This window comes from Pseudomonas paraeruginosa PA7, assembly GCF_000017205.1.
Taxonomy (GTDB): Bacteria; Pseudomonadota; Gammaproteobacteria; order Pseudomonadales; family Pseudomonadaceae; genus Pseudomonas; species Pseudomonas paraeruginosa.
Genome location: NC_009656.1, coordinates 4601749 through 4624812 on the forward strand (window position 1 = coordinate 4601749; position 23064 = coordinate 4624812).

At 61.7% G+C, this 23064-nt stretch carries 28 protein-coding genes; 26 read left to right on the forward strand and 2 right to left on the reverse strand.

Translation table 11 applies throughout. The features are described 5' to 3' along the window. The first annotated feature begins 74 nt into the window (after positions 1-74). Positions 75-419, forward strand: coding sequence for a hypothetical protein (locus PSPA7_RS21215; protein ID WP_003448665.1), 345 nt, complete (start codon positions 75-77; stop codon positions 417-419). A 70-nt stretch (positions 420-489) separates the two neighbouring features. On the opposite strand, the gene PSPA7_RS21220 is transcribed toward PSPA7_RS21215, so the two are convergent. Then, positions 490-780: an addiction module antidote protein gene (locus PSPA7_RS21220; RefSeq protein WP_003448662.1), complete on the reverse strand. Its 291-nt coding sequence runs from the start codon at positions 778-780 to the stop codon at positions 490-492. Then, positions 777-1076 carry a type II toxin-antitoxin system RelE/ParE family toxin gene (locus PSPA7_RS21225; protein WP_003120987.1) on the reverse strand — a complete coding sequence of 100 codons (300 nt, stop codon included), beginning with the start codon at positions 1074-1076 and terminating at the stop codon, positions 777-779. The genes PSPA7_RS21220 and PSPA7_RS21225 overlap by 4 nt, the downstream gene beginning before the upstream one ends. 201 nt (positions 1077-1277) lie before the next feature. Between PSPA7_RS21225 and pilL2 the strand changes: the two genes are divergently transcribed. The 25 genes from pilL2 (at position 1278) to PSPA7_RS21335 (ending at position 22960) form a co-directional block, all read left to right on the forward strand. After that, positions 1278-2402 (forward strand): PFGI-1 class ICE element type IV pilus protein PilL2, encoded by a 1125-nt coding sequence (gene pilL2, locus PSPA7_RS21230; RefSeq protein ID WP_012076859.1) that lies wholly within the window; start codon positions 1278-1280, stop codon positions 2400-2402. Next, positions 2402-4111: a PilN family type IVB pilus formation outer membrane protein gene (gene pilN / locus PSPA7_RS21235; RefSeq protein WP_012076860.1), complete on the forward strand. Its 1710-nt coding sequence runs from the start codon at positions 2402-2404 to the stop codon at positions 4109-4111. The genes pilL2 and pilN overlap by 1 nt, the downstream gene beginning before the upstream one ends. Before the next feature lie 3 nt (positions 4112-4114). Beyond that, the gene (pilO2, locus tag PSPA7_RS21240) at positions 4115-5440 is read left to right on the forward strand and encodes a type 4b pilus protein PilO2 (protein ID WP_003099758.1); all 1326 of its coding nucleotides are present in this window, start codon (positions 4115-4117) and stop codon (positions 5438-5440) included. Continuing rightward, entirely contained in the window at positions 5430-5963 is a 534-nt protein-coding gene (gene pilP, locus PSPA7_RS21245; RefSeq protein WP_003099760.1) for a type IV pilus biogenesis protein PilP, read from the forward strand. The genes pilO2 and pilP overlap by 11 nt, the downstream gene beginning before the upstream one ends. 8 nt (positions 5964-5971) lie before the next feature. Next, complete coding sequence (locus PSPA7_RS21250; RefSeq protein ID WP_041025394.1) at positions 5972-7552, forward strand: GspE/PulE family protein; 1581 nt, start codon at positions 5972-5974, stop codon at positions 7550-7552. Further along, positions 7552-8631 (forward strand): type II secretion system F family protein, encoded by a 1080-nt coding sequence (locus PSPA7_RS21255; RefSeq protein ID WP_003123335.1) that lies wholly within the window; start codon positions 7552-7554, stop codon positions 8629-8631. Before PSPA7_RS21250 ends, PSPA7_RS21255 begins: the two co-directional genes overlap by 1 nt. Before the next feature lie 21 nt (positions 8632-8652). After that, positions 8653-9183: a type 4 pilus major pilin gene (locus PSPA7_RS21260; RefSeq protein ID WP_003120996.1), complete on the forward strand. Its 531-nt coding sequence runs from the start codon at positions 8653-8655 to the stop codon at positions 9181-9183. Next, positions 9180-10136: an ATPase, T2SS/T4P/T4SS family gene (locus PSPA7_RS21265; protein ID WP_003448639.1), complete on the forward strand. Its 957-nt coding sequence runs from the start codon at positions 9180-9182 to the stop codon at positions 10134-10136. The genes PSPA7_RS21260 and PSPA7_RS21265 overlap by 4 nt, the downstream gene beginning before the upstream one ends. Next, positions 10129-11508 (forward strand): shufflon system plasmid conjugative transfer pilus tip adhesin PilV, encoded by a 1380-nt coding sequence (pilV, locus tag PSPA7_RS21270; protein ID WP_003099769.1) that lies wholly within the window; start codon positions 10129-10131, stop codon positions 11506-11508. The genes PSPA7_RS21265 and pilV overlap by 8 nt, the downstream gene beginning before the upstream one ends. 17 nt (positions 11509-11525) lie before the next feature. After that, positions 11526-11963, forward strand: coding sequence for a type IV pilus biogenesis protein PilM (gene pilM, locus PSPA7_RS21275; protein ID WP_003120998.1), 438 nt, complete (start codon positions 11526-11528; stop codon positions 11961-11963). A 921-nt stretch (positions 11964-12884) separates the two neighbouring features. Beyond that, on the forward strand, positions 12885-13451 hold the full coding sequence (locus PSPA7_RS21280) for a hypothetical protein (RefSeq protein WP_003120999.1): 567 nt from the start codon (positions 12885-12887) through the stop codon (positions 13449-13451). A gap of 76 nt (positions 13452-13527) precedes the next feature. Beyond that, on the forward strand, positions 13528-13707 hold the full coding sequence (locus PSPA7_RS31415; protein ID WP_004347955.1) for a hypothetical protein: 180 nt from the start codon (positions 13528-13530) through the stop codon (positions 13705-13707). A 1-nt stretch (position 13708) separates the two neighbouring features. Further along, positions 13709-13843 carry a hypothetical protein gene (locus tag PSPA7_RS32855; protein ID WP_003121000.1) on the forward strand — a complete coding sequence of 45 codons (135 nt, stop codon included), beginning with the start codon at positions 13709-13711 and terminating at the stop codon, positions 13841-13843. Positions 13844-14165: 322 nt separating this feature from the next. Beyond that, on the forward strand, positions 14166-14654 hold the full coding sequence (locus PSPA7_RS21285; RefSeq protein ID WP_003448595.1) for an STY4534 family ICE replication protein: 489 nt from the start codon (positions 14166-14168) through the stop codon (positions 14652-14654). Between the two features lie 137 nt (positions 14655-14791). Beyond that, entirely contained in the window at positions 14792-14950 is a 159-nt protein-coding gene (locus tag PSPA7_RS32520; RefSeq protein ID WP_003121002.1) for a hypothetical protein, read from the forward strand. Positions 14951-15023: 73 nt separating this feature from the next. Next, the gene (locus PSPA7_RS21290) at positions 15024-15221 is read left to right on the forward strand and encodes a hypothetical protein (RefSeq protein ID WP_003448593.1); all 198 of its coding nucleotides are present in this window, start codon (positions 15024-15026) and stop codon (positions 15219-15221) included. A gap of 191 nt (positions 15222-15412) precedes the next feature. Further along, a complete protein-coding gene (locus PSPA7_RS21295; RefSeq protein ID WP_003121003.1) occupies positions 15413-16126 on the forward strand; it encodes a DUF5983 family protein in 714 nt (237 codons plus the stop codon). Between the two features lie 235 nt (positions 16127-16361). Continuing rightward, the gene (locus tag PSPA7_RS21300) at positions 16362-16712 is read left to right on the forward strand and encodes a hypothetical protein (protein WP_003099791.1); all 351 of its coding nucleotides are present in this window, start codon (positions 16362-16364) and stop codon (positions 16710-16712) included. Positions 16713-16768: 56 nt separating this feature from the next. Continuing rightward, positions 16769-17401: a DUF3275 family protein gene (locus tag PSPA7_RS21305; protein ID WP_003099792.1), complete on the forward strand. Its 633-nt coding sequence runs from the start codon at positions 16769-16771 to the stop codon at positions 17399-17401. Further along, a complete protein-coding gene (locus PSPA7_RS21310) occupies positions 17398-17673 on the forward strand; it encodes a hypothetical protein (RefSeq protein ID WP_003099794.1) in 276 nt (91 codons plus the stop codon). The genes PSPA7_RS21305 and PSPA7_RS21310 overlap by 4 nt, the downstream gene beginning before the upstream one ends. A 69-nt stretch (positions 17674-17742) precedes the next feature. Next, positions 17743-18105: a hypothetical protein gene (locus tag PSPA7_RS21315; protein WP_003099795.1), complete on the forward strand. Its 363-nt coding sequence runs from the start codon at positions 17743-17745 to the stop codon at positions 18103-18105. A 67-nt stretch (positions 18106-18172) separates the two neighbouring features. Beyond that, entirely contained in the window at positions 18173-18433 is a 261-nt protein-coding gene (locus tag PSPA7_RS21320) for a hypothetical protein (RefSeq protein ID WP_003099797.1), read from the forward strand. 92 nt (positions 18434-18525) lie between these two features. Beyond that, positions 18526-19131, forward strand: coding sequence for a hypothetical protein (locus PSPA7_RS21325; RefSeq protein ID WP_003099799.1), 606 nt, complete (start codon positions 18526-18528; stop codon positions 19129-19131). A gap of 29 nt (positions 19132-19160) precedes the next feature. Beyond that, positions 19161-20606, forward strand: a complete 1446-nt coding sequence (locus PSPA7_RS21330; protein ID WP_003099801.1) for a DUF6094 domain-containing protein — start codon at positions 19161-19163, stop codon at positions 20604-20606. Positions 20607-20710: 104 nt separating this feature from the next. Then, complete coding sequence (locus PSPA7_RS21335; protein WP_003099803.1) at positions 20711-22960, forward strand: SNF2-related protein; 2250 nt, start codon at positions 20711-20713, stop codon at positions 22958-22960. Positions 22961-23064: the final 104 nt, after the last annotated feature.

Consider the following 23064-nt stretch of genomic DNA (forward strand, 5'->3'; position numbering starts at 1 on the left):
CTGCTGCAACACGGAGGAGCAGGAAGCAAGCTCGATCACAACGACACGACTGTTCAGCAGGAGATGCCCCCAAAATGAGATTCGAGCAGCCCTCACCGACTATCGACTACAGGAGAAATATGGTGCTGCAAGCGTTGCTGAAGATCGAGGCGCTCTACGAGCTCGCACATGCCGCCTCTCCAGAGCTGCTAGCGAACATTAAGGAAACGCTGGCCGACCCAGATAGACTTTGCGAAATGGCGACAGCAATCGCCTTATATTACCTTCACCGGGAACCTACAGTTCCAGCGCTATACATAGAACTCGTCGAGGATGAAGTTGCACGCTACCCCTTCACCTATGACGAGATAGAGTCAGTGATGGATTCAAAGATTAGGGAAGTCCTATTCCCTAGGTATGAGCGATACCACGATACATGAGTGAGCCCAGCAACTCGATTCACCAGTGATAGCCAAGGATCGGGAGAGAGAACTCTAACTGGACGAGTTCTCACTGAGCATGCGGGCGGGCGGTCAGATCAACTCCCAGAGCTCGCATTACTGCCAGCATGGTTTTCAATGTAGGGTTCCCGCGCTCACTAAACGATTTGTAAAGCTGCTCCCTGGCCAAACCCGTTTCCTTGGCCAACTCCGTCATCCCCTTGGCGCGGGCCACGACTCCCATAGCCTTAGCGATATAGGCGGTGTCTCCAGTATCCAAAGCGTCTGCGATGAACAGAGCCATGGCCTCCGGGCTATCCAGCGCTTGCGCGGGGTCATAATCATAAATTTGCTCGGTCATTGCGGCCTCCACTCATTTGCCAGGCGTTTCGCCATTTCTATATCCCTGGCCTGGCTGCTCTTGTCTCCACCACATAGCAGGATGACGATTTCCGTCCCGCGCTGCTGGAAGTACACCCGATAGCCTGGGCCATAGTGAATCCTCAACTCGCTCACACCCTGGCCGACTGGTGACACATCGCCGGGTAGTCCATTCGCCAATCGGAAGATACGGGCGGCGATCACGGCCTTTGCCCGCCGATCCTTTAGCTTGCTTTCCCATGCCATGAAAGTGGCGGTTTGTTTGACTTCAACCATGGATCAACTGTGACTTATAAATCACAAACAGTCAATCGCTCGCAGCCTTAGCACACGCTTTGTTCCAAATTCTGTTGGCTCCCCTTGAAGCACAATCCTTCGGATAGGCAAAATAAATCCCCTCCCCTGTTGCCGAGTATTTCCTGCTGAAGCATGGCGATTGGCCTGCCATTGTGTGCCCCATCATCAAAGGGGGCCTCAATGACCAGGCAGTTGACCACTCTCACGCTGTGCCTGCTGCTCGCCAGCTGCACGACCCACAAGGCTGAGCCGGCCAGGCCCGCCTTCGACAGCAGCCGCAATCCAGACCTGCTCTCCCCGGACCTGTACCCGAATGGCGTACAACCGGAGAAGGAGCCCGTCGTGCGCTACGGGCGCTACACCCTGGTCAGCACCCAGCCTGATGCCGGTCAACGCGACCTGATGGCCCAGATCATCGACGTAACCATCCCGTCGAGCATGAACCCGAGTGTCAAGGACGCCATGCAGTACGTGATGAGCCGCTCGGGTTACTCGCTGTGCCCGGCAGAGGCCGGTCATGTGAACATCCTCTACACCCGGCCGCTGCCGGCGGCTCAGTACAAGCTCGGCCCGATGACCCTGCGCAACACCCTCCAGGTCCTCTCCGGCCCTGCCTGGCAGGTGAAGGTCGACGAGGTCGCGCGGCAGGTCTGCTTCGTGCTGCGCCCGGGCTATCAACTTCCCCCGGTGCCAAGGCCGAAACCGGTCCAGCAACTGTATGCGAAGCCCGCTGCCCCAACTCCAGCGGCGGTAACGCAACCCTCCTCCACGGAAAAAGTCAGCACGCTGGAGTCGCCCGTCGTGGTCGCCTCGGTGCCAACGCCGGCGCCGATCACAACCAGCCCCGCTCCGACCAAGAAGCCTGAATACACCACTGTGCTCCCCCCAGCCGCACCGGCCAAGGATGGCCACTCCTCTTCTCCTCCCGCGGCTTCGGCACCGATCAAGCTTCCGGCCTCCGCCGTGAAGTCCACGCCGCCCACTCCGGCCACCGTGGCTTCCACTCCACCGGACAAGGCGCTCCCTTCGGCGGAGCCGAGTCGGCCGCTGACACAGGCCTGGTCGGCCGAGACGGGATCAACCCTGCGCGACACCTTGGAAGCCTGGGCCAAGCGCGCACGCTGGACCGTCCGCTGGGAGCCGCAGGATCTCAACTATCCGATCGAAGCTCCTCTGACCTTCCACGGCTCCTTCGAGGACGCGGTATCCGAGCTGTTCCCGCTGTATGACGCTGCCGAACGGCCCTTCCTGGTGAACGCCAGCCGGCCGCAGTCCCTGATCATCATCAAGGAGCGCAAGAACTGATGCGTGCCCCCCTGAAGAACCTCTTGCCTTGCCTCCTGATCCCCGCGCTGGCCAGTTGCTCGGTCGCACGGGTGAACGAGTCGGCGGATCGTGTCGAAGCTACGGCAGATTCCGCGTCGACGATCGCAGCACAGATGCGCAACACCCGACCGGATCGCCGCGATACGGTGGTGTTCTCCGACAAACCCTGGGTCAGCACGAAGCCCCTGAGCGTTTCGCACACCTTGTCCAGTGACTGCATCGTGACGTGGCGCCCTGCAGGCGCAGCGTCGCTGCAGGAGGCCGCCCAGGAAGTCATCAACCAATGCCACCTGGCGGTCAGTATCACGCCCGACGCGCTGAACCCGGCCGCTTTTGCCCTGCAACCTCAGCAGCGCGCGAGCAACGCCCCGCCGCCCATCCAAGGCGGCCAGGACATGGCCACCATGCTGTTTCCTGCCTCCGTCGCCAACGGCATGTCCCTAGGTGCCGGCGGCAGCATGGGATCGAGCTTCGGGTCCTACGGCCCGCGGTCGCTGTACAACATCAAATGGAACGGCAAGGTCAGCGGGTTCCTCGATCTCATCGCCGCCCGCGCCGGCGTGTCCTGGCGCTACAACCCAACCGAGAAACGGGTCGAGTTCTACTACCTGGACACTCGGACCTTCCGCATCTACGCCTTCGACGACGTCAACACGGTGGACTCCACCGTGCGTTCCGGTATGACGACGGCCGCCGGCATCAGCGGGGACGGCTCCGGATCCACTGGACAGAATGGCAGCTCCGGCATCAGCGGCGACTCCGGCAGCAAGCAGACCACCAGCTCCGAGCTGAAGACCTCGATCCTCAGCGACATAGAGAACAGCATCAACTCGATGCTGACGCCGAGCATGGGACGCATGTCGCTGTCGCGTGCCACGGGCACCCTGACCGTCACCGACCGACCAGAGGTCCTCAACCGCGTCCAGCAGTTGGTCAACCGGGAGAACGAGAGCATCACCAAGCAGGTGCTGCTGAACGTCAACGTGCTCTCGGTCGCCCTGACCGACAAGGATCAACTGGGGATCGACTGGAACCTGGTCTACAAGTCGCTCAACAACAAGTGGGGCATCGGCCTGAAGAACACCATGCCAGGCATCGATCAAAGCGCGATCTCCGGCTCCGTGAGCATCCTGGATACCGCCAACAGTGCCTGGGCAGGATCCAAGGCCATGGTCCAGGCGCTGGCCCAGCAGGGTCGCGTCTCGACCGTCCGCTCCCCGTCCGTGACCACGCTCAACCTCCAGTCGGCGCCGATCCAGATCGGCCGCTACGACAGCTACCTGGCCTCCAGCCAGATCTCCAACGTCGCCCAGGTCGGCAGTACCACCTCGCTGATCCCGGGCGCCGTGACCAGCGGCTACAACATGAGCCTGCTGCCGTTCGTGATGGAAAGCGGCGAGATGCTGCTGAAGATCAACATCAACATGACCTCCAGACCGACGTTCGAAATGCAGACCAGCGGGGACTCCAAAGCCCAGTTCCCGAGCTACGACATACAACTGTTCGACCAGAAGGTACGCCTGCGCAGCGGCGAGACCTTGGTGCTCTCCGGCTTCGACCAGACCACCGAGGATACCAACAAGGTCGGCACCGGCGACGCCGGATTCTTCGGCCTTGGCGGCGGGCTGACCCGCAATACCAAACGCGAGGTCATCGTGGTGCTGATCACCCCCGTCGTGCTGGGCTGAACCATGGAGAAGCCTGACATCGGTAGCCGTGGACCAGACGTCTCGATCCTGAGCTACCACGGCAACAAGTTCGTCAGCGGCCTGTTCTGGCGGCCGCTATCCAGCCAGCGGCAGTACATGAAGGAAGCGCGCAAGCTGGGCAAGGAAGAGCATCTGGACATCGTTGCCATCCGCCATTCGCCGACAGTGATCCAGGCCGGCTTCGTTTCGAAGTCGCAAGGCGCAGTCAAGGGCATGTACTCCCTGGCCTCGGCGCTTTCAGGCCAGTTCGAAGGCGACTTCCTGGCCTGCTGGAAGGTCGACGAGGACCGCTACGCACTGGTCGCCACGCTCGATGGTGCGATCGTCCCCGGCCAGGACCTGGTCACTACCTTCGACGAAGCCAGGGACCGGATCAGGAAGCTCTCTACGCGCGGCGTGCTTCGAAACGCACAGGTCTTCGTTCCCGAAGGATTCGATTTCCCCGTCAAGGACTTCGACATCGAGGAACTGCTCGCGCCGAAGCGCCTGCGGCGCGACTACCGCCTCCGGCAACTCACCTTCGGCTTGTCCGCCAGGGAGTGGACGGCAGTGGCCCTGCTCGGTTGCTTGGTAGGCGGGTCGCTAACCGCCTACTACCTATGGAATGCCCACCAGCAAGAGCTCGCCAGACAAGCCGCGCTCCTCGAGGAGCAGAGGCGCCTCGCCGAGCTGGCCGAGAAGAACGCCCAGGCCAAGCAGCCGCTGGACCTGGCTTCATTGCAGAAGCCTTGGACGCTCATGCCTGACCTCGAGGACATGCTACGCGCCTGTAGCAAGGCAACGGGGGTACTGTCGCTGTCGATCCAGGGCTGGCTCTTCGAATCCAGCAAGTGCGACGGCAGGGTCCTGGTCGCCACCTACCACCGTACCGGCAACAGCACGGCAGCCGACCTGACAGCGGCCAGCCAGCACCTGTTCGCTGACCGCCCCGCCTTCGTCATCGACAACGGCAACACCGCGGCCCTGAAGGTCGACCTGAAAGTCGCCATCGGTAGCGATGAGCCGCTGCAGCCAGCCGACGACGCGCTGCAGGCGCTCACCAGCCATCTGTACCGTCAGGGTGTCGAGCCCAAGCTGTCGATCAGCCAGGAGACAACTCCACCCCTTCCTGGCGCGGAAGCGGCGACGGAGCAGCAAGTGGTGTTGCCCTCCTGGAAGAAATTCACCTTCAGCGCCCAGACCAGGCTCCCGGCAGACCTGACCTTCCAGGGGCTGCCCGCCGCCGGGGTCCGCATCACCAACCTCGAAACCACGCTCAAGGACAGCCAGTTGGACTGGACTGTCACAGGAGAAATCTATGCGAACTGAGCCGATCGGCATGGCCGTGGCCGTGCTCTTCCTCCTCGCGTCCGGCCAGGCCTGCGCCGGCACCGTTGGCGAACTGGCGGAGATCCAGGCCCAGGCCATCCTCACCGAGGCCAAGGTGCGTCTGGCCACGGCGCAGCGGCAACTGGAGGGCAAAGGCGAAACCGGCCAGGTCGTCAGCGCCCAGGGGCAGACGTTCGCCATGCCGGTGCCGGCGGCGGCGCCGACGATCACGCAGCCGGTTCCGCCAGTGGTGCGGACCATCTACGGCGCCGGCGGCAAGATGACTGCCACATTCTTGTTCCCGGGCGGGTACGAGGTGGACGCCGCCAGCGGCGCGGAGCTGCCGGGCAACTACCGCGTCGAGTCGATTTCCCTGGACCAGGTCGTACTCACCGACAAGGACGGCAACCGCGTGCCCGTGGGCTTCTCCAGCGTTGCCCCGACCCAAGCCGCCTCCTCGGCCCAAGGCGCCTCCGTTCCGCCGGCGCTGCCCGGGGCGGTACCGCAGCCGTTCATCCAGTAGGTACCGCCATGACGAACCTTCAAATTGCCGCGCTTGTACAGCCCTCCATGGTGACCCAACTGCTCACCGCCGACGGTGGCGAGTGGGAGGTCTCGAAGCACCTGCAAGAGATCATGGCCCTGGCCGCCGACGGCACGCTCTATCTATCGGAGAGCCACCAGAACGACATTCACGTTCTGTCGTTCATCGACCGTCTCGATCGCCGTGGCTTCCGATACCAGCTCAACCTCACCGACCTGCAGACCATTCACCAGCTCTACCGCGCCGTCGCCATGGACGGCCTGGTCGATAGCGATGGCCAGCGCGCCACCCAGATGCAGGAGCGCGTGGTCAAGATCATTCGTAAGGCCACAGAGCTGCGCGCCAGTGACGTGCATTTCGTCGTGAGTCCCGCCGGCACCGGCAGCAAGATCCGTTTCCGCGTCGACGGCCTGCTGAAGACCGTCGAGCAGTACCGCAGCCAGGAACTGCACGAACTTTGCGCAACCATCTACCAGTCCATGTGCGACGTGGCCGAGCCGCTTTTCAAGCCGCAATTGGACCAGGACGCGCGGATGAGCCAGGCCTTCGTCGAGAAGCTGAACCTGTTCGGCGCCCGGATCGCGACCCGCCCGCGCGCCGGTGGGTTCCTGATGATCCTGCGGCTGCTCTACGACGATACCGGCCTCGACAGCCTGGAGCAGCTCGGCTACCTGCCCGAGCAGAACGCGCTGTTCGATCGCATGATGCGCATGCCTTACGGCATCAACATCCTGTCCGGCCCCACCGGGTCAGGGAAGTCGATGACCTTGAAGGTCACCATGGAAGGACTCGATAAGCTGCATGGCGGATCCAAGCATATCCTGACCATCGAGGATCCACCGGAATACCGCATTCGCGGCGAAGGCATCAACCAGACCCCACTGGTCTATGACGCCACTGACCCAGACGCAGAACGCCAGGCCTGGGCCGCAGGCATCGCCAACGGCATGCGCCTGGATCCGGACTACATGATGATCGGCGAAGTGCGCGACCTCTTCGCCGCTGTCGCCGCCTTCCGTGGCGCGATGACCGGGCACGGCCTGTGGTCGACCCTGCACACCAATAGCGCGATCGGCATTGTCCAGCGCCTGAAGGACCTGGGCGTCGACCCCGGCTTGCTGTTCGATCCGGCCCTGCTGACCGGCCTGATCAACCAGAGCCTGCTGCCTAAGCTCTGCCCCCACTGCAAAGTGCGCTTCCAAGACCACCAAGACCAGCTCGCGCTCGACCTGGTCGAACGGGTCCAGCGCTTGACCGATGTTTCCCAGGTGTACGTCAAGGGGCCTGGCTGCCAGGCCTGCCGTGGCTCCGGGGTCAACGGCCGCTCGATCGTCGCCGAGGTGGTGCTGCCCACCCTCGCCTTCATGCGTGTGTTCGCCAAAGGCGGCCCAGCCGAGGCACGCAACTACTGGGTCAAGACCATGCAGGGCATCACCAAGCACGCCCACGCCATCCGCCGCATCAACGAGGGTATGTTCGACCCGCAGATAGTCGAGGATTTCATTGGGCCACTCGACTTCGATGAGCATCTGCTCGACGACAGCTTCTACTCGCAGGAGGCGTGCTGATGGGGGGCTTCTGGGAGCAGTTGCAGTTCGCCTTCTACAGCAAGCAGTTCGGCCGCAAGGAACGCCTGCAGTTCTACGAAAGCATGTCCACCCTGCTCGAAAACGGGGTCCCGTTGAAGGACGCTGTGGCAGAGGTGCACAAGATCTTCGCTCATGAGGGACAGCATCCGTTTCATCCGGTGGCCATCGCCAGTCGCGAAGCGCTGATGGGGCTGTCCAACGGCAAGCGTCTGGCCACCGCCATGGCGCTCTATCTGCCCGCCCAGGAGCGAGCGCTGATCGAGGCCGGCGAGATGAGCGGCAACCTGGTTCAGGCCATGGGCGATGCCGTCTCCCTGGTCGAGGCCCAGGCCAGGATCCGCGCCACCATCTGGCAGGCGCTGCTCTATCCCTCGGCGCTGTCCGCCATGATGGTGTTCCTGCTGTGCATCGTGGCCTATCGCATGGTCCCCAGCCTGGCCAGGCTCTCCGATCCAGTCACGTGGACCGGCCCGCTCGCCACGCTCAACGCCATTGCCAGCTTCGTCACAGGACCTGGTATCTACGTTCTGGTCGCCGTCATCACCCTCACGGTGGTGGTCATCGTCACGTTACCGACCTACCGCTGGAAAGGCCGGGTCTGGCTGGACCGGATGCTGCCGCCCTGGTCCATCTACCGCATGCTCCAGGGCACCACCTTCCTGCTGAACATGGCCGTCATGCTCAACGCCGGCATACGCCCCTACGACAGCCTGGCCAGCATGATCAAGATCTCCCCGCCCTGGCTGAAGCAGCGCTTGGAAGCTGCCCGCTACGGCGTGGGCCTGGGCCAGAACCTGGGAGTCGCCCTTCGCAGCGCCGGTCACGATTTCCCCGACCGACAGGCCATCCAGTACCTGTGCATCCTCGCCAACCGGGGAGGCTTCTCCGAAGCTCTGGTCAAGTTCAGCCGCCGCTGGCAGGAGACCAGCCTCAAGCAGATCGAGCTGGCCGCCGGGCTGGTGAAGAACTTCGCCCTGATCTTCATCGGCGCGCTGATGATCCTGGTCCTGCTCGGCGCCTACCAGGCACAGCAGCTCATCCAATCCATGAACCACTGAAACCTCACCAAGGAGCGCTCCATGAGCACTACGCAACGCACCTCCCGTCCGACGCAGGGCGGTTTCGTTTCCATCGAGATGATCATCGTGCTGATCATCATCGCCATCGGGGTCGGCCTGGGCCTGGCCGCAGCGGCTGGGATGTTCAGTTCGTCCAACGCCAACGAGGAACAGCGCAACATCAGCGTCATTGCGGCCAACGCACGTGCCCTGAAGACCTCTTCGGGCTACGGCTCCAGCGGTACCAACCTGATCCCGAGCCTGATCGCAATCAACGGCGTGCCGAAGAACATGAGTGTCTCCTCCGGCGTCGTCTACAACGTCTACGGCGGATCGGTCACTGTCTCGTCCACCGGCATGGGCTTCTCGATCACCACCAGCAAGCTGCCCAAGGATGCCTGTATCACCCTGGGCACCAAAATCGCGAAGAACACCTTCGAGCAGACCAAGATCAACAGCGGCACCGCTATCACTGGTGAGGTCACCACTGCGGCTGCGACCCAGGCCTGCAGCAGCGATAGCAACAGCATTACCTGGACCTACAGTTCGTGAGTGTGAACCCGATCATTCAGGCTCAGTTCGTCGACCTTTACCTCGGTGAAGGCTTCGCCGACGTGAAGGGCCTGGCCGGCGTCGGCGCGCGCCGAGTCGAGGTGCCTCGCGAGTGGGAGTCGCACGCCCAGGAACTGCTCCAGCTCTGCAGGCAAACGCTGGAGGAGCTGCAGGATCCCGAGTTCGCCATCGTCGTCGACGGTGTGCTGCTGCGCGTCACCCAACTGGAAGATGCTTTCAACGGCGGGAGTGTCTTCGTGCTGCGCCGGTCGACAGCCCAAGTTCGAAGCTTCGAGGATATCGGCTATCCGAGCGAGGTGGTCGCTACGCTCCTGAACCCGCAACTGCAGGGCTTGATCCTGTTCTGTGGCGATATGGCGACCGGCAAGACCAGCTCCGCCGCCTCGCTGATTCTCGCCCGACTGCAGACCCTGGGCGGGGTTGGCTTCACAGTCGAGGATCCACAAGAAACCAATCTCAGCGGCCAACATGGACTCGGCCGCTGTATCCAAGTCAGAACCTCACGACGCTCGGGAGGCTACAGCGAAGCCCTGTTGCGCACCCTGCGTACCGGAGCCGACCTGATATTGATCGGCGAGATCCGCGACGAAGACACCGCCTATCAGGCTTGCAAAGCTTCGCTGAACGGCAACCTGGTCATATCGACCATCCACGCCAAGAACTGCCCGCAAGCCATCGAACGGCTGATCACCCTGGCCAAACCCCTCGCGTCCAATGCCTACGACGTCGTGGCTGAAGGCATTCAGGCCGTGATCTGCCAGGAGTTGGTAAGTGATGGCGGCGCTCGAAGACTGCACGCAGAACCGTTGCTTTTCACCGGAGTGGACTCCGTCGCCATGCGCGATAAGATCCGCCGGCAGCAGATTCATCTACTTGAGGACGATGTGAATCGCCAGGCTCGCAAAAGCCTGTGGGAGCCTATCTATGAATAACCTCAAGCTCAGCCGCGGCTTTATCTCAATTGAATTAATGATCGCCTTGATCGTTATCGCCATCGCGACTACCGGCGGGATTTCAGTCTTGATGAGCTATCTAGACGGCCTGAATGAACAGCACGCGGCCCAGCAGCAACAGCAGGTGGCCAAGGCAGCGGAGAAGTACCTGAAGGACAACTTCAGCACGGTTCTGGCCAGCGCCGGCGCCACGGCCCCGGCGGTGATCACCGTCCCGATGTTGCGCAACACCCGTTACCTGCCCGCAGGCTTCCGCGACACCAACATCTACGGCCAGCAATACCAGGTACTGGCCCGCAAGCCGGCGGCCAACCAGCTCGAAACGCTGATCGTGACCACGGGTGGACAGGTAGCTTCCGAACTCTCGATCCGCCGGATCGCGCAGCTCATGGGAGCCACCGGGGGCTACATCTCGAAAACCAACACCAGTGTCGCCCAGGGCGCCGCCTGGCAGGTGGCCTTGAGCAATTTCGGTAGCGCTCCCGGCGCTGGACACCTGGCGACGGCGCTGTTCTTCCAGGACGGCGCCATTGCCAACGAGTACCTCTACCGCAATGCCGTCCCGGGTCATCCCGAGCTCAACCGGATGAACACGGCATTGAATATGGGCGGCAACAATATCGCCGCAGCCGGAGCGGTCACCGCCAGCGGAAACATCACGACCAGCGCGGACATCAGCGCGCGCAACGTGACAGCCACTGGCACGGTGAAAGCCGGCACTGCTGACGTCGCCGGCGAGACGTACACCGGAGGCTGGTTCAGGACCCGCGGTAACTCAGGTTGGTACAACGAACGGTGGGACGGTGGCTGGTATATGAGTGACAGCACATGGGTCAGGTCGTGGATGAACAAGAACGTTTATACCGGCGGAGAATTGAGAGGGGGAAAGCTCAGCTCCGAAGGTAGAACGACCGTCGGCGAGTACCTTCAGATCAATGGTTTGGCGGCAGAAAATGCAGGATGCGCCCCCAATGGCCTGGTAGGCAGAGACAACAGCGGCCCCCTATTCTGCACCGATGGGCTGTGGAAACGGCCCAGTGGCGTGAATATCGCCACCCCTGTGGTGCTGGCACAGTATCCCGCCGATAACCGACCCCGCACCCACTGCCAAGCGGTATCCAGGGACGCGCTGATCAATGGCTCCGGCCCCGGCGTTCTGCGCCTGGAAGTCGATGGCGTGATCGTTGGTCAAGCGCGCTCCACCGCTGGGCGAAACGCTGACGTAGTTGAAGACGCCTCGATCTCCGCCATGGTGAAAGCCGGACACCGGTTCTGCCTTTACAGCACCGTTGTGCTCGCAGGATTCGGCAACTCCGCCGGCATGCGTGTGACGGCCACCTACCTCAACTAGGGAGTCCTCCAGATATCATGCCGCTGCTCTGGATTGCCCTATTGCTCACCCTGCTCACCGGAACCTGGCTGAGTGTACAAAGCGACCACGCGACCTCGAGCGCCGAACTGGCCGAGGTCGATACCCTGGCCAGGAGCTTGCTGCTCTACCGCTCCAGGCTGGCGGAGTACGCACACGCCAACCCCGGTTTCAGCGGTTCGCCGGCGGACTCCGCTCTTGGTTTACCGGCCTGGTTCCGCAAGCCAGCGCGGCTTCAGGGCTACATCGCCGCCGACACCAGCTACGCCTTCATCGCCTCGCCGCCGGCAGGGCTGGCGGCAGCCGTGGATGCCGGTACGGAATCCGACCTAGTTGGTGTCAGGCGCAACGGCCAGTTAGTCACGCGCCGCCTCGGAGCCACTGCCATTGCGCTCCCTGCGCCCATCCCCGAGGGCGCGGTGGTCGCGGTCAAATAACCTCCAGAGGCCAGTAAACCCCGGCGCTGCTTGATAAACCAGCCTTCTGAACACATAATGCCATCAACTTTGATTTCACCCCGCTGGCTACTGACGGTCATCAGTAGCGCCCTGGTGATGCAGGTTCGCCTCATCTCCAAACCGTAAGCACGCTACAACACCGGGTGGGGCGTGCGGATCTGGTTGAGAATTCTCCCTGTGTCTCCCTGTTCTTTTGCTTGTCATGCAGCCGTCAACTCGTGTCGAGCGAGTTTAAAGGCACATAGGGTTCTCAAGAGGTTCGGTGTTTCCTCGATTTAAGGGTCGTACTGGTGTTACGGCCCCTCCTTTTCCCCTCTCCATGGGTAGCCTGATGCTCCTGCTCCAGGGGCATCAGGCTACCCATCGGGATCCTTCTCCCTGCCGGTGGCCCGCCGGTGATACGCAGGGCTCCCTTTGTACGCGGATGCGTGCCTACTGTTTGCTGGCCAAGCCACGATAATGGCCGGGTGATGGGATCGAGACGATCAATGCCCAGGGATCGACGATTCAACCACAGGTGGCTCACTTGACTCCCCTTCCAGACACGGCTGGGGAAACCTTTGACAGGGTTTCTACCAGCCGCGCTCTTCCGCCCTCGCTCTCCGCCCGCTGTATCCTGCATCCGCTCCCCCTCCTGCTTGACCTTGACACTTTCGCCCCCTGCTTCGATGATGAACGCGTGATCTGCTGACGTTGTCAGCGACATGCCCCCATGCAGCTCGGATCCGAAATGCTGCAGCACAGCCCACCGTGTTGATCCAACCCAAGACCGCATAGCTTCTGGTAGCGCGGTCGGTCGGCCTCGGTCGATAGAAGCTCCCTTCCGCAACCCAGCGGGGAATCCACTTCCCCGCCAGGGCCAGTGTTTTCTCCGCACCCTCAACCTGCAGGAGAAACACCATGTCCAAGCAATCCACCAGCTTCGAAATCGGCTTTGCCCTCGGCAGTGTTGTGCGTGAGTTCCGCAGAGCGCTCAGGCGCCCTCCGGTCGTAGTGCAAGCACAAGCGCCGGTTGCGTTGAGCGTCCAGCGCATCGATCCTGCCTTCCTGGCCGGCCCGACCGCTGGCGAGCTAGAACACATCAGCGACATCCCAGCCATCGTCCGGCTGAAGAATGTCAACCTGAATGACTGGTATCTAGCCAATACGCGCGAGGTGCAAAAGCCCAAGCGCGCACGCAAACCCAAGCCGGCCAAGGCGACCGCCAAAGCTGAAACGCCAGTCAGGAAGGAGCTCAAGATGGGTTCCCTCGACCATTTGATTGCACCCAACTCCGAAAGCGAAATGGGGAGGCCCCCTCTCCAGTTAGAGTCCCTGAACGATCATGAGATTGCTCTTTTGCCAGCACCTCCTGGTAGCGCAGTCTCTTGGGAACTCCATCGGCGTACTCAGGAGCAATACCACCAACGCTGGCAGGACTACTTGTCCACCATGACGGATGAACAAGTAGCTGCTCTCGGCCGCTAATAGCCACTGCTACCACCCCCAACCCTGCCGGGAACCATCCCGCAGGGTGGTTTTCCGGCATTTTTCGAGGAAAACCATGGGTTCCGCAAAACTTTCCGCAATCGCAGAAGATCTACGCAAGATTGGAACCACGGCGGTAGCCGCTGGTTTGATCGGTATTTTTCTCGGCGAGCATCGCATCCTGACTGCCCTTGCGCTGTCGGTAGGTGTGGTAATCTGGTCTACAGGTATCTACCTGACTCAGGAGGAATCTTGAGATGAGCCAAACGACTTTCGGCGTGATCATGCTGACCGCCTTGCTTGTAGTGTGCTTGTCGATGGCGGCCTGGGCCGATTGGCCCAACCTCAAGCGCAAGCTTACGAAGTTTAACCATCGGCACCGCCCGCACTGACCTCAAGCCCCTCCGTGTGAGGGGCTTTTTCATTCGCGGGGGCTTGACAACTGCAACAGGCCTTTTCATTCTTTGCACCGTGAGCTGCTGACGTTGTCGGCAATCCTCCCCCAGTAGTCATGATCTGAAAGACTACGACACGGATTTCCGTGTAGATCGAACCCAAGATCGCACCAGCTTCCGGTAGCGCGATCAATCAACCACAGGTTGATGGAAGCCCTCTCCCTCAGATTTACCTCCCAATACCGACCCATGCGGGGAATACTTTTCCCTGACGGGCAAGGTGTTTCTCCGCTTTCGCTTACGAAACTGGAGAACCATCATGAGCAACAACACCCAAGCCCAAGAAGCCAAATATTTCGACCTGCACACCACCGGTATCGGCTACCTCAATCGCATCCGCGAAGTACCGATCCGCCGAGGTGAACCGTTCCTCGCCGCTACTGTTGCTGCCCTCCATGGCGCGGCAGACAGCGTGGAATACTCCTACATCGATTGCAAAGTGGTCGGCGCCCAAGCTGAAAAGCTTGTCCGCCGTTGCAAGGAAGCAGTCGAGGCCGAGAAGAAGGTGCTGATTTCTTTCCGTATCGGCGACATCTGGGCGGATCCCTTCACCTACGAGAAAGGCGAGAAAAAAGGCCAGTCCGGCGCAAGCCTCAAAGGCCGGCTGCTCTTCATCTCCTGGATCAAAGTGGATGGCACCACCGTCTACGATGCGAAGGAAGAAGCTGAGAAAGCCCAGCAAGGCCAAGGCGAACCGCAAGGTGAACCCGCAGCCCCCGCTGAGCACGCTGAACAAGCCGCTGCTTGAGCACGGCTTGATCGAATACCGGCCCTCATCCCGAGGGCCTTTCACTACCTACGCTATGCGCCACTCTTCATCGCATACCCACCCGGGGGGCACCATCTCCCCCAGGGCGTGGTGTTCTCCATTATCTGGAGATCATCATGAGCAATATCCAAATCGTAGATCTGCCCGCCCTGCCGGAAGTAGAGGAGGTTAGCCTCAGCGACGTCGAGGACGAGCTGCTGCTCAGCAGTCAGTTCTGCAACTTCGCCTGGCTGTTCCTAGCCAGCAACAATGCCCAGGTATCTGCCTTGGCCTAACCGCCAGACATTTCCCATTTAGGGGACCTCAGTCCCCTTGGGACTGGTGTTTCCTACCGAAAGGAGAATCACCATGCAATACGGAAAGCGGGCACTCGCCCATCTTCGTCTCGAACTGCCGCTGCAGGTTCTTATGTCCAACGCCGGCTTTTATATCGGCACCCTTGATGAAGAAGGACCAGCTTCGCGCGAGTCGGTTGAATACTACCCCTCCCGCGAACTTGCCCAACAGGCATTAGACAACGGCACGTGGTCGCAACGGGAATATTAAGTTTTACCCTTTTGCCTATGTGCCTCTGCTAATTCAACCCAGACGGGGTCATCCCCCTGTCGGGTGGTGACTTCTCCGAATTGCGTTAACCGCAACGACTCTACATCACCAGGGCGCTTCGGCGCCCCTTACTTCCCCTGGAGGTCCATAGTCTCTAAGGGCATGGGCTTCCCGGCTACTGGAGATACCCCATGACTCAATATAATCCGTTTATCCACGGCTATACTGACTTCAGAATCGAGCGAACGCTACAGATAACATACGAAGATGATTGCCCCCCCTGCTATCGCGCGTTGCATCCATCGCAGCAAATCCTCTCCGATACTCAACTACAGTGCTTTCCATGCATCTTCAATGACGACTTCGCCCTAGTTACTGAAGGTCGAGAGATCGATACTGCACTTTCTGACCGCTGTCCTTACAACGGTCTGGTGCGCAATGTGCTCTACGGCATCCTTGCCGAGCAGGACGGTCAGCAAAAGCACATAGGCGATCTGTATTCCTTGGCCGAAGCCCAGAGTGTCGTTCGTCACCTTTCGTTCGGTGGCGGTTACAACCGCTGCTGGGAGATCAGAAAAACACATCTACCCATCAGCGCGTGGAATAGCCTCTACGAAAGGTTCTCGACCAAGATGCCAATCCGCTTGCCCTCGGTGTTGGTATCGCTCTTCTGGTGTAACGAGCACGGTGCGGTGGGCTTTCGCTTGCACAACACCCCTTGGACGGATGAGTGTCTGGAGATCCTGGAGATGACCGCAGCCGCTCTTCGACAAGAACAGCTTGCCTTCGGCCTCGACGAACACCTGGTCGATCTACTTCACCTCGCGGGACAAGCAGACATTCGGTTCCTGGTACTCGATCCATTCGCGCCCACGCTTAAGGGCCTGCCACTTTATGACGATTGAGCAATCCGGCCGGCGGGACATCCCGCCAGCCCTCGAATTCGAATTGGCTCGCTGTCGTTGACAGCGCCTCCCAAGGAGCCAGGGTTTAAGGCTCCGGCGCGCAAGCGCTAACCCACCCAAGACCGCCACAGCACTCGGCAGCGCGGTCGCATCACGCAAGTGATGGAGTGCATCCTACCCACCCACGCGGGGACCTCATCCCCGCGGGAGAGGCCTGCGTATTCGGAGACCTCTCATGACCTCTCTCAACAACCACTCCAGCGCAGGCCACACTGCTGCGTACCTCAAACTCCCGATCGTTCTCACCAACGCGGCCTGGCTGCGCCTGGTCTATCTCGCCAACCCTGCCAGGGTCGACGAGATGGGCACCCGGCTGGCCAGTGTCGTTCAAACCGCCTGGCAGGAGCTTTCGCTCCAGCCGACCGCGAAGCACATCCAATTCCACCTGTACCACAAGGAGGAAGAGGGGCAGGACCGCGCGCTCGCGCTGCTGGTCCTCTCGATAGTCGAGCCGTCCGATGAGCCTTCCTACCTGCGCATCGAGCTGCAGGAAGAAAGCCTCCCGGGCAACCCGGATACCGAGTAGTTCTCCCCTCACCACGATCCCGCTTCGGCGGGATCATCCTTTTCGCAGGTCACGCCATGATCAACATACCCGGCCAGTTGGCCATTCGAACCATCAACGGTCGCAATGGCGAGTTCAACGTGGGAAAGCTCTCGACCTCGATCGGGGAGTTCGTCATCAAGGACGCTCTCCTGGACCAGCACATCGAAGGCAAGTACCGCGGTGATTTCGCCATCACCGAGATCCGTCCCTCCTACTACACCACCGGCGGCCGGCTGGTCGTCGAGATCCGCGCAAAGCTGGACAGCATGACGCTGGACGACGTGGACAACCTCAGCGACGAGGAGGCAGAGCGTCTCTCTGGCAATGAGGTGGATCCGCTCGACGAAGTGCCCGCGATCCAGCAGCCCACAGTAGCCCCGGCGGTACCGCCGAAGTCGCCCCAGAAACCGAAGCCTCTGCGCCCCGCTGCAACAGGGGAGGACGCGCCTTTCGGTATGTCCCCTCCGGCTCCTGCAGAGCAGGCCGCCACTCCGGACACAGACGCAGATGCAGAGCTGTTCGGGACGGTCTGGCCGCTAGGCGAAATCGTCAAGCTGGACACCACGGTCGACCGCAAGCGGCTACGTCAACAGTGCGTGCGGCTCGGCGCGCTGGGCTATGAGCTCGACTTCAAACAACAAGTGTGGACCCGCAAGGAGGCCGCATGAAATCGATCTACAACACCCCAGGCTTCAGCGAGGAGTTGTTGCTGGTTTGCGCCTCGCTGCGCGAGGTCGGACTGGACAATCTGGCTGACCAGTTCCGCGATGCAGTGTTCGACCGATCCGTCGTCGACCAGGCCATCATCGCACTGCGTGAGCGGGTGAAGACCCCTTCGCCGGAGCATGCGGCCGACAACGAGCCATGGCTGTACTGCGACTGGCAGGCCAGGCAAACAGCTTACCGGCTCCTCCAGCGCCTTGAGCGCGCAACACGCTGAAGCATCACCCTACCCACCCCTGCCGGGTTCTCCCGTCAGGGAGACCTGGCCAACCACAGGAGCACACCTATGGGATGGCTTTTCTCACATCAGACGAAGGAAGACCTGCTGCGTGAGCTGCTGGCCCCAACCAGTACTTTCGCAGGCAGCACCAAGGTGCTGGCACACGCAGTCTCCGGCAATGAACTTTGGACTGTCGTAAAACGAACCTTCCACCTTGCCGGATTCTATTTCGGCAAGCCGGCCGGTCACTCGATCACCATGATCGAGCTGCACTTGCTGGACTGCTCGGCCGGGCAATGGGGCTACAAGACCATTCCAGAAAGTGCCGGCCCGTTCTACTACGGCTGTCCGCTGGAGTTCCTGGACCTGGCTCACGATGAGGTCAACCAGGAGTGGCGTGAACGTCTGACGCACGAACACCAAGCCTGACCGCACCAACCACTTCCCTTGAGGGGCGCCCTCGAGGGCGCTCCTCGTCTACCACCAGGAGCGCACCATGAACCCGCTGTTCACCAACCTCACCCAGGAAACCCTCGCTTACCTCGAGGACCAACTGTCCAACAACGACGTCGCCGGCGACGACGAGCTCATCGACCTGTTCATCGAGGAGCTGTCGCTGACCTTGGAGCAGGCGGAAGCGGCTGTCGCGCTACGCGATCAGTACCTCTGCCAGGTCTTCCTGGTCGGCCAAGGGCCGCTGCACCGTCCTGAAGCCGATGGGCTCAGCTTCGACCCTCACACCAAGAGCGTTCGGTGACCACCACGCTCCCCTGCACCAGTTGGACTACACCCCCGAGGGGCTTCACCGCCCCTCGAGGGCGGCGTGGCTCCTCCTTCAAGGAGGTTCCTATGCCCAGTCCCACCCCGCTCTACCAGATCGAAGAATGCCCAGACCTGTACGTTGACGCCTGCGTGTGCGACGAGCAGCGCAACCTGGTCTTTCTTTCGGCCTGGGGCCGCGACACCGTGACACAAGAGTTCCTGGCCAGGCTGACGCTGGACCGGGAAGAAAATGGCATCGACCATTTCCACATTATCGTGGACGGCCGGCGCTTACCTGTCTTCCCAAACCAGGATCTCCTGGAGAAACGCACCACCCGCCAGTTCCGCGGCACGTTGTTCGGCAGCCTGCTCAACCTCTGGCTGTTCGATCGGCGCGCCTCGGCGCCCGACCGAGGCAATCACCTCGCCTTCGCACTCCTGCAGCGCGATGAGGATCCACACCAAAGGCTCTGGCCGCTGGTGATGGAGACCTGTCCGCTCCCCCTCCTGCAGCACTGGCGCGAGCCAGTGATGGAGGTCCTCACCCAGCACCAGATGTTGACCGCCCTGCCAGGGACGATCGGCAACGTCTGCGCCTGGCGACTCGCCCTGCGGGTCGACGTGCTCGAGCCCACCCTCGGTGAGCTGATCCGCGAAAGCATTCTTACCACCGATGCTCAGGCACAAGCCTGAGCCATCCCTCTCAGACTCAAGGAGGCCCCATGGCCCTCATGTTCCCGCGCTTGGCGCGCAACTTTGCACGCAACGGCTACTTCCCTACCGATGAGGTCACCCTCGAACGCGCTCTGCAAGCCCTCGCTCCCGCCCCGTCGGGCAGGATGAGGATCTGTGATCCCTGCGCCGGTGAGGGGGTTGCCCTGGCTGAGGCAGCACACATCCTCGGCCGCGACAAGGTCCAAGCCCTCGCTGTCGAGTACGACCGCGAGCGCGCCGACCATGCTCGAGGCTTGCTTGAGCGAGTGCTGCACAGTGACCTTTTCGACACCATGATCAGCAGGCAGTCGTTCGGACTGCTCTGGCTCAACCCGCCTTATGGCGACCTGGTGGCGGACCACTCCGGTGCGTCGCAGTACCAGGGCAGCGGCCGCAGGCGTCTGGAGAAAGCGTTCTACCAGCGCTGCCTGCCGTTGCTGCAGTACGGCGGCGTCATGGTCCTGATTGTTCCTCACTACGTCTTGGACGATGAGCTGACCGGTTGGTTGAGCAACCACTTCACCGGCCTGCGCATCTACGCAGCCGCGGATCCTACCTTCAAACAGGTGGTGATCTTCGGCATCCGGGTCCGTCGACAGGACCTGGCCCGGGCGGACGCCAATCAGGTGAGGTCTCGCCTGCAGGCGATCGGCGCGGGCCAGGAAAAGGCCGAGGAAATTCCAGCGGCTTGGCCGTGGGAACCCTATGTGGTTCTGCCGGCCACCAGCGAGCTGGAGCACTTCTATCGAGTAACCCTGGAGCCGGAGCAGTTCGCCGGCGAGATCCAGCGGCTGCGAGGTCTCTGGCCTGACTTCAACCTGCACTTCGCGCAAGCGGGGCTGCAGCCCCGCCCACCAGTCCGCGAGCTGTCTCGCTGGCACCTGGCCCTGGCCTTGGCCGCCGGCGCGATTTCCGGCGTCGTGCGCTCGAAGTCGGGCCGGATCCTGGTCGTGAAGGGTGACACCTACAAGGACAAGGCCCGCAAGACCGAATTCACCGAAGACGAAGACGGCAACATCACCGAGGTGAGGATCCTCACAGACCGTTTCATCCCGATCATCCGGGCATGGGAAATGACACCCTCCTCGGTCAATCAGGGCCGCGTGCTGACCATCAGCTCGTCGGCTGCGACCACGGAAGAGGCTGAAGAGCCCCAACCTGAGCCGGCCCCCGAACCGCTGCTGTTCAGCCCTGGCCAAGTCGTAATGACCGCTGCCGTGAGCCACCTGGTGGAAACCGGTCAACTCAACCCAGCGCCTTTGCTGAACCGCCATCTGGCGGGAGATTGGGGGACGCTGGACCAGGAAGACTGGAACACCAACCAGAGAGCCCTGAAGTTCGGCGATAGGCTGCTGTCGTCCTACGACATCGATGCCGGCGGCGAATCCAGGCTCTGGATCATCACCGAGGCAGACCGCAGCTCAACCACGCTTTTGCTCCCTAGCGACTACTGACCTCGCCCCCACGGCGATTCCTTCCACTCCACCCTGCAGGGTATGGCGATACCCGAAAGGGACGTGCATGCCCTGCTTTCTTCCTTCACCTGCAGGAGATGCACATGAACGCTCAGACCCAACCGGCCGCCCTGGCCGCCTCCTCCCTGAACATCAACCTGACCGACTTCATCGACGAGTTCGGCGACGAGCTCCTGGAGTCGCTCAATCGCTCCAACCCCCCGGTCTATACCGGCTCCGACAACGCTCACCGCCAGTTGGTGATGGACCGACTCAAGCGCAAGCCCTTCGCGGCCCAGGCCGAGGTCGTCCAGGCCATCACCGCCCTGCTGCTGGACCGTAACGAGCAGGCCGGGATCATCAACGCCGAGATGGGCACCGGGAAAACCATGATGGCCATCGCTGTCGCAGCGGTCATGCACGCGGCCGGCTATCGCCGGACCCTGGTTGTCTCTCCGCCGCACCTGGTCTACAAGTGGCGCCGCGAGATTCTGGAGACCATCCCAGCCGCCCGCGTCTGGGTACTCAATGGCCCAGATACTCTGCTCAAGCTGCTCAAGCTACGAGATCAGATGGGCGACGCCTACGACGGACGCCAGGAGTTCTTCATCCTCGGCCGCGTGCGGATGCGGATGGGTTTCCATTGGCGGCTCGCCTGCTGGAAGAAGCGCGCCGCCGGCGGCCAATTGCTCGCTGCGTGCCCGGATTGCGGCCAGGTCCTCGAGGACCTGGAAGGCAACCTGGTCACGGTGGAGGAGTTCGAGCGTGGTGACCGTCGACGTACCTGTTCCTCCTGTCGTGGGGCGCTCTGGACGCTGATCCGGCCAGGCAAGCCTGACGGCGGCAACCGGCGCGCAACGATCCTCAAGTCGATGTGTCGGATTCCAACCATCGGCCCGGTCAGGGCGGAGCGCCTGCTGAACGACTTCGGCGAGGACTTCCTGGCCACGATGTTGGTGGACAACGTCTCGGAGTTCATCAACCTGATGGACGCCAAGGGCGACTTCGTCTTCAGCGATCGGCAGGCCAAACGCATGGAGCGATCGATGGCGAACATCGAGTTCGGCTTCGGCGAAGGCGGCTACCAACCGACCGAGTTCATAAAAAGACAACTTCCCAACGGCTACTTCGATCTGTTGGTGGTGGATGAGGGGCATGAGTACAAGAACAGCGGTTCGGCCCAGGGCCAGGCCATGGGCGTTCTCGCAGCCAAGGCACGGAAAACCGTGCTGCTGACCGGAACGCTCATGGGCGGCTACGCCGACGACCTGTTCTACCTCCTGTTCCGCATCCTCACCCAGCGCATGATCGAGGACGGCTACCGGCCCAACGCGCGTGGCAGCATGGCTCCAGCAGCCATGTCGTTCATGCGCGACCACGGCGTGCTCAAGGACATCTACACCGAACGCGATGGTGACTCGCACAAGACAGCCCGGGGCAAGAAGCTCTCGGTACGCACGGTGAAGGCTCCCGGCTTCGGCCCGAAGGGCATCCACCGCTTCGTATTGCCGTTCACCGTGTTCCTGAAGCTCAAGGATATCGGTGGCAACGTACTGCCCGACTACCAGGAGGAGTTCGTCGACGTGCCGATGGCGCCTGATCAGGCTTCGGCCTATCAGCGCCTGGCGGCCACGCTGACAGCGGAGCTCCGCCAGGCTCTGGCGCGACGAGATACCACGCTCCTGGGCGTGGTCCTCAACGTGCTGCTGGCTTGGCCGGACTGCTGTTTCCGACCGGAGATCGTCAAGCATCCGCGAAGCCGGGACACACTGGCCTTCGTGCCAGCGATCTTCGGCGACGAGCAGTTGATGCCCAAGGAGCAGGCGCTGGTGGACCTCTGCCTCGAGGAGAAAGCGAAGGGCCGCAAGGTTCTGGCATACACCGTCTACAGCGGGACGCGCGACACCACGTCCAGGCTGAAGAAAGTGCTCGAGCAATCCGGGCTGAAGGTGGCAGTGCTACGTGCTTCGGTCGATACCGCTCGACGCGAGGATTGGATCCTCGACCAGGTCGATCGCGGCATCGATGTGCTGATCACCAACCCGGAGCTGGTGAAGACCGGGCTGGACCTGCTGGACTTCCCGACCATCGCGTTCCTGCAGACGGGGTACAACGTGTACACCTTGCAGCAGGCCGCGCGGCGGTCGTGGCGGATCGGGCAGAAGCACCCGGTGCGGGTGGTGTTCTTCGGCTACGCCGGCAGCTCGCAGATCACCTGCTTGCAGTTGATGGCGAAGAAGATCGCTGTGGCTCAGAGCACGTCGGGAGACGTTCCCGAGTCAGGTCTCGATTCGTTGAACCAGGACGGGGACTCGGTGGAGATGGCGTTGGCACGACAACTCATTGCAGCATGAACTCATAGGCCACCTTCGGGTGGCCTTTTTTTATATCAGCTTGGACGTACAGCGCCCTTGAGTAACTGCCAAGACAGTAAGACAGCATCATCCGCCCCAACCTC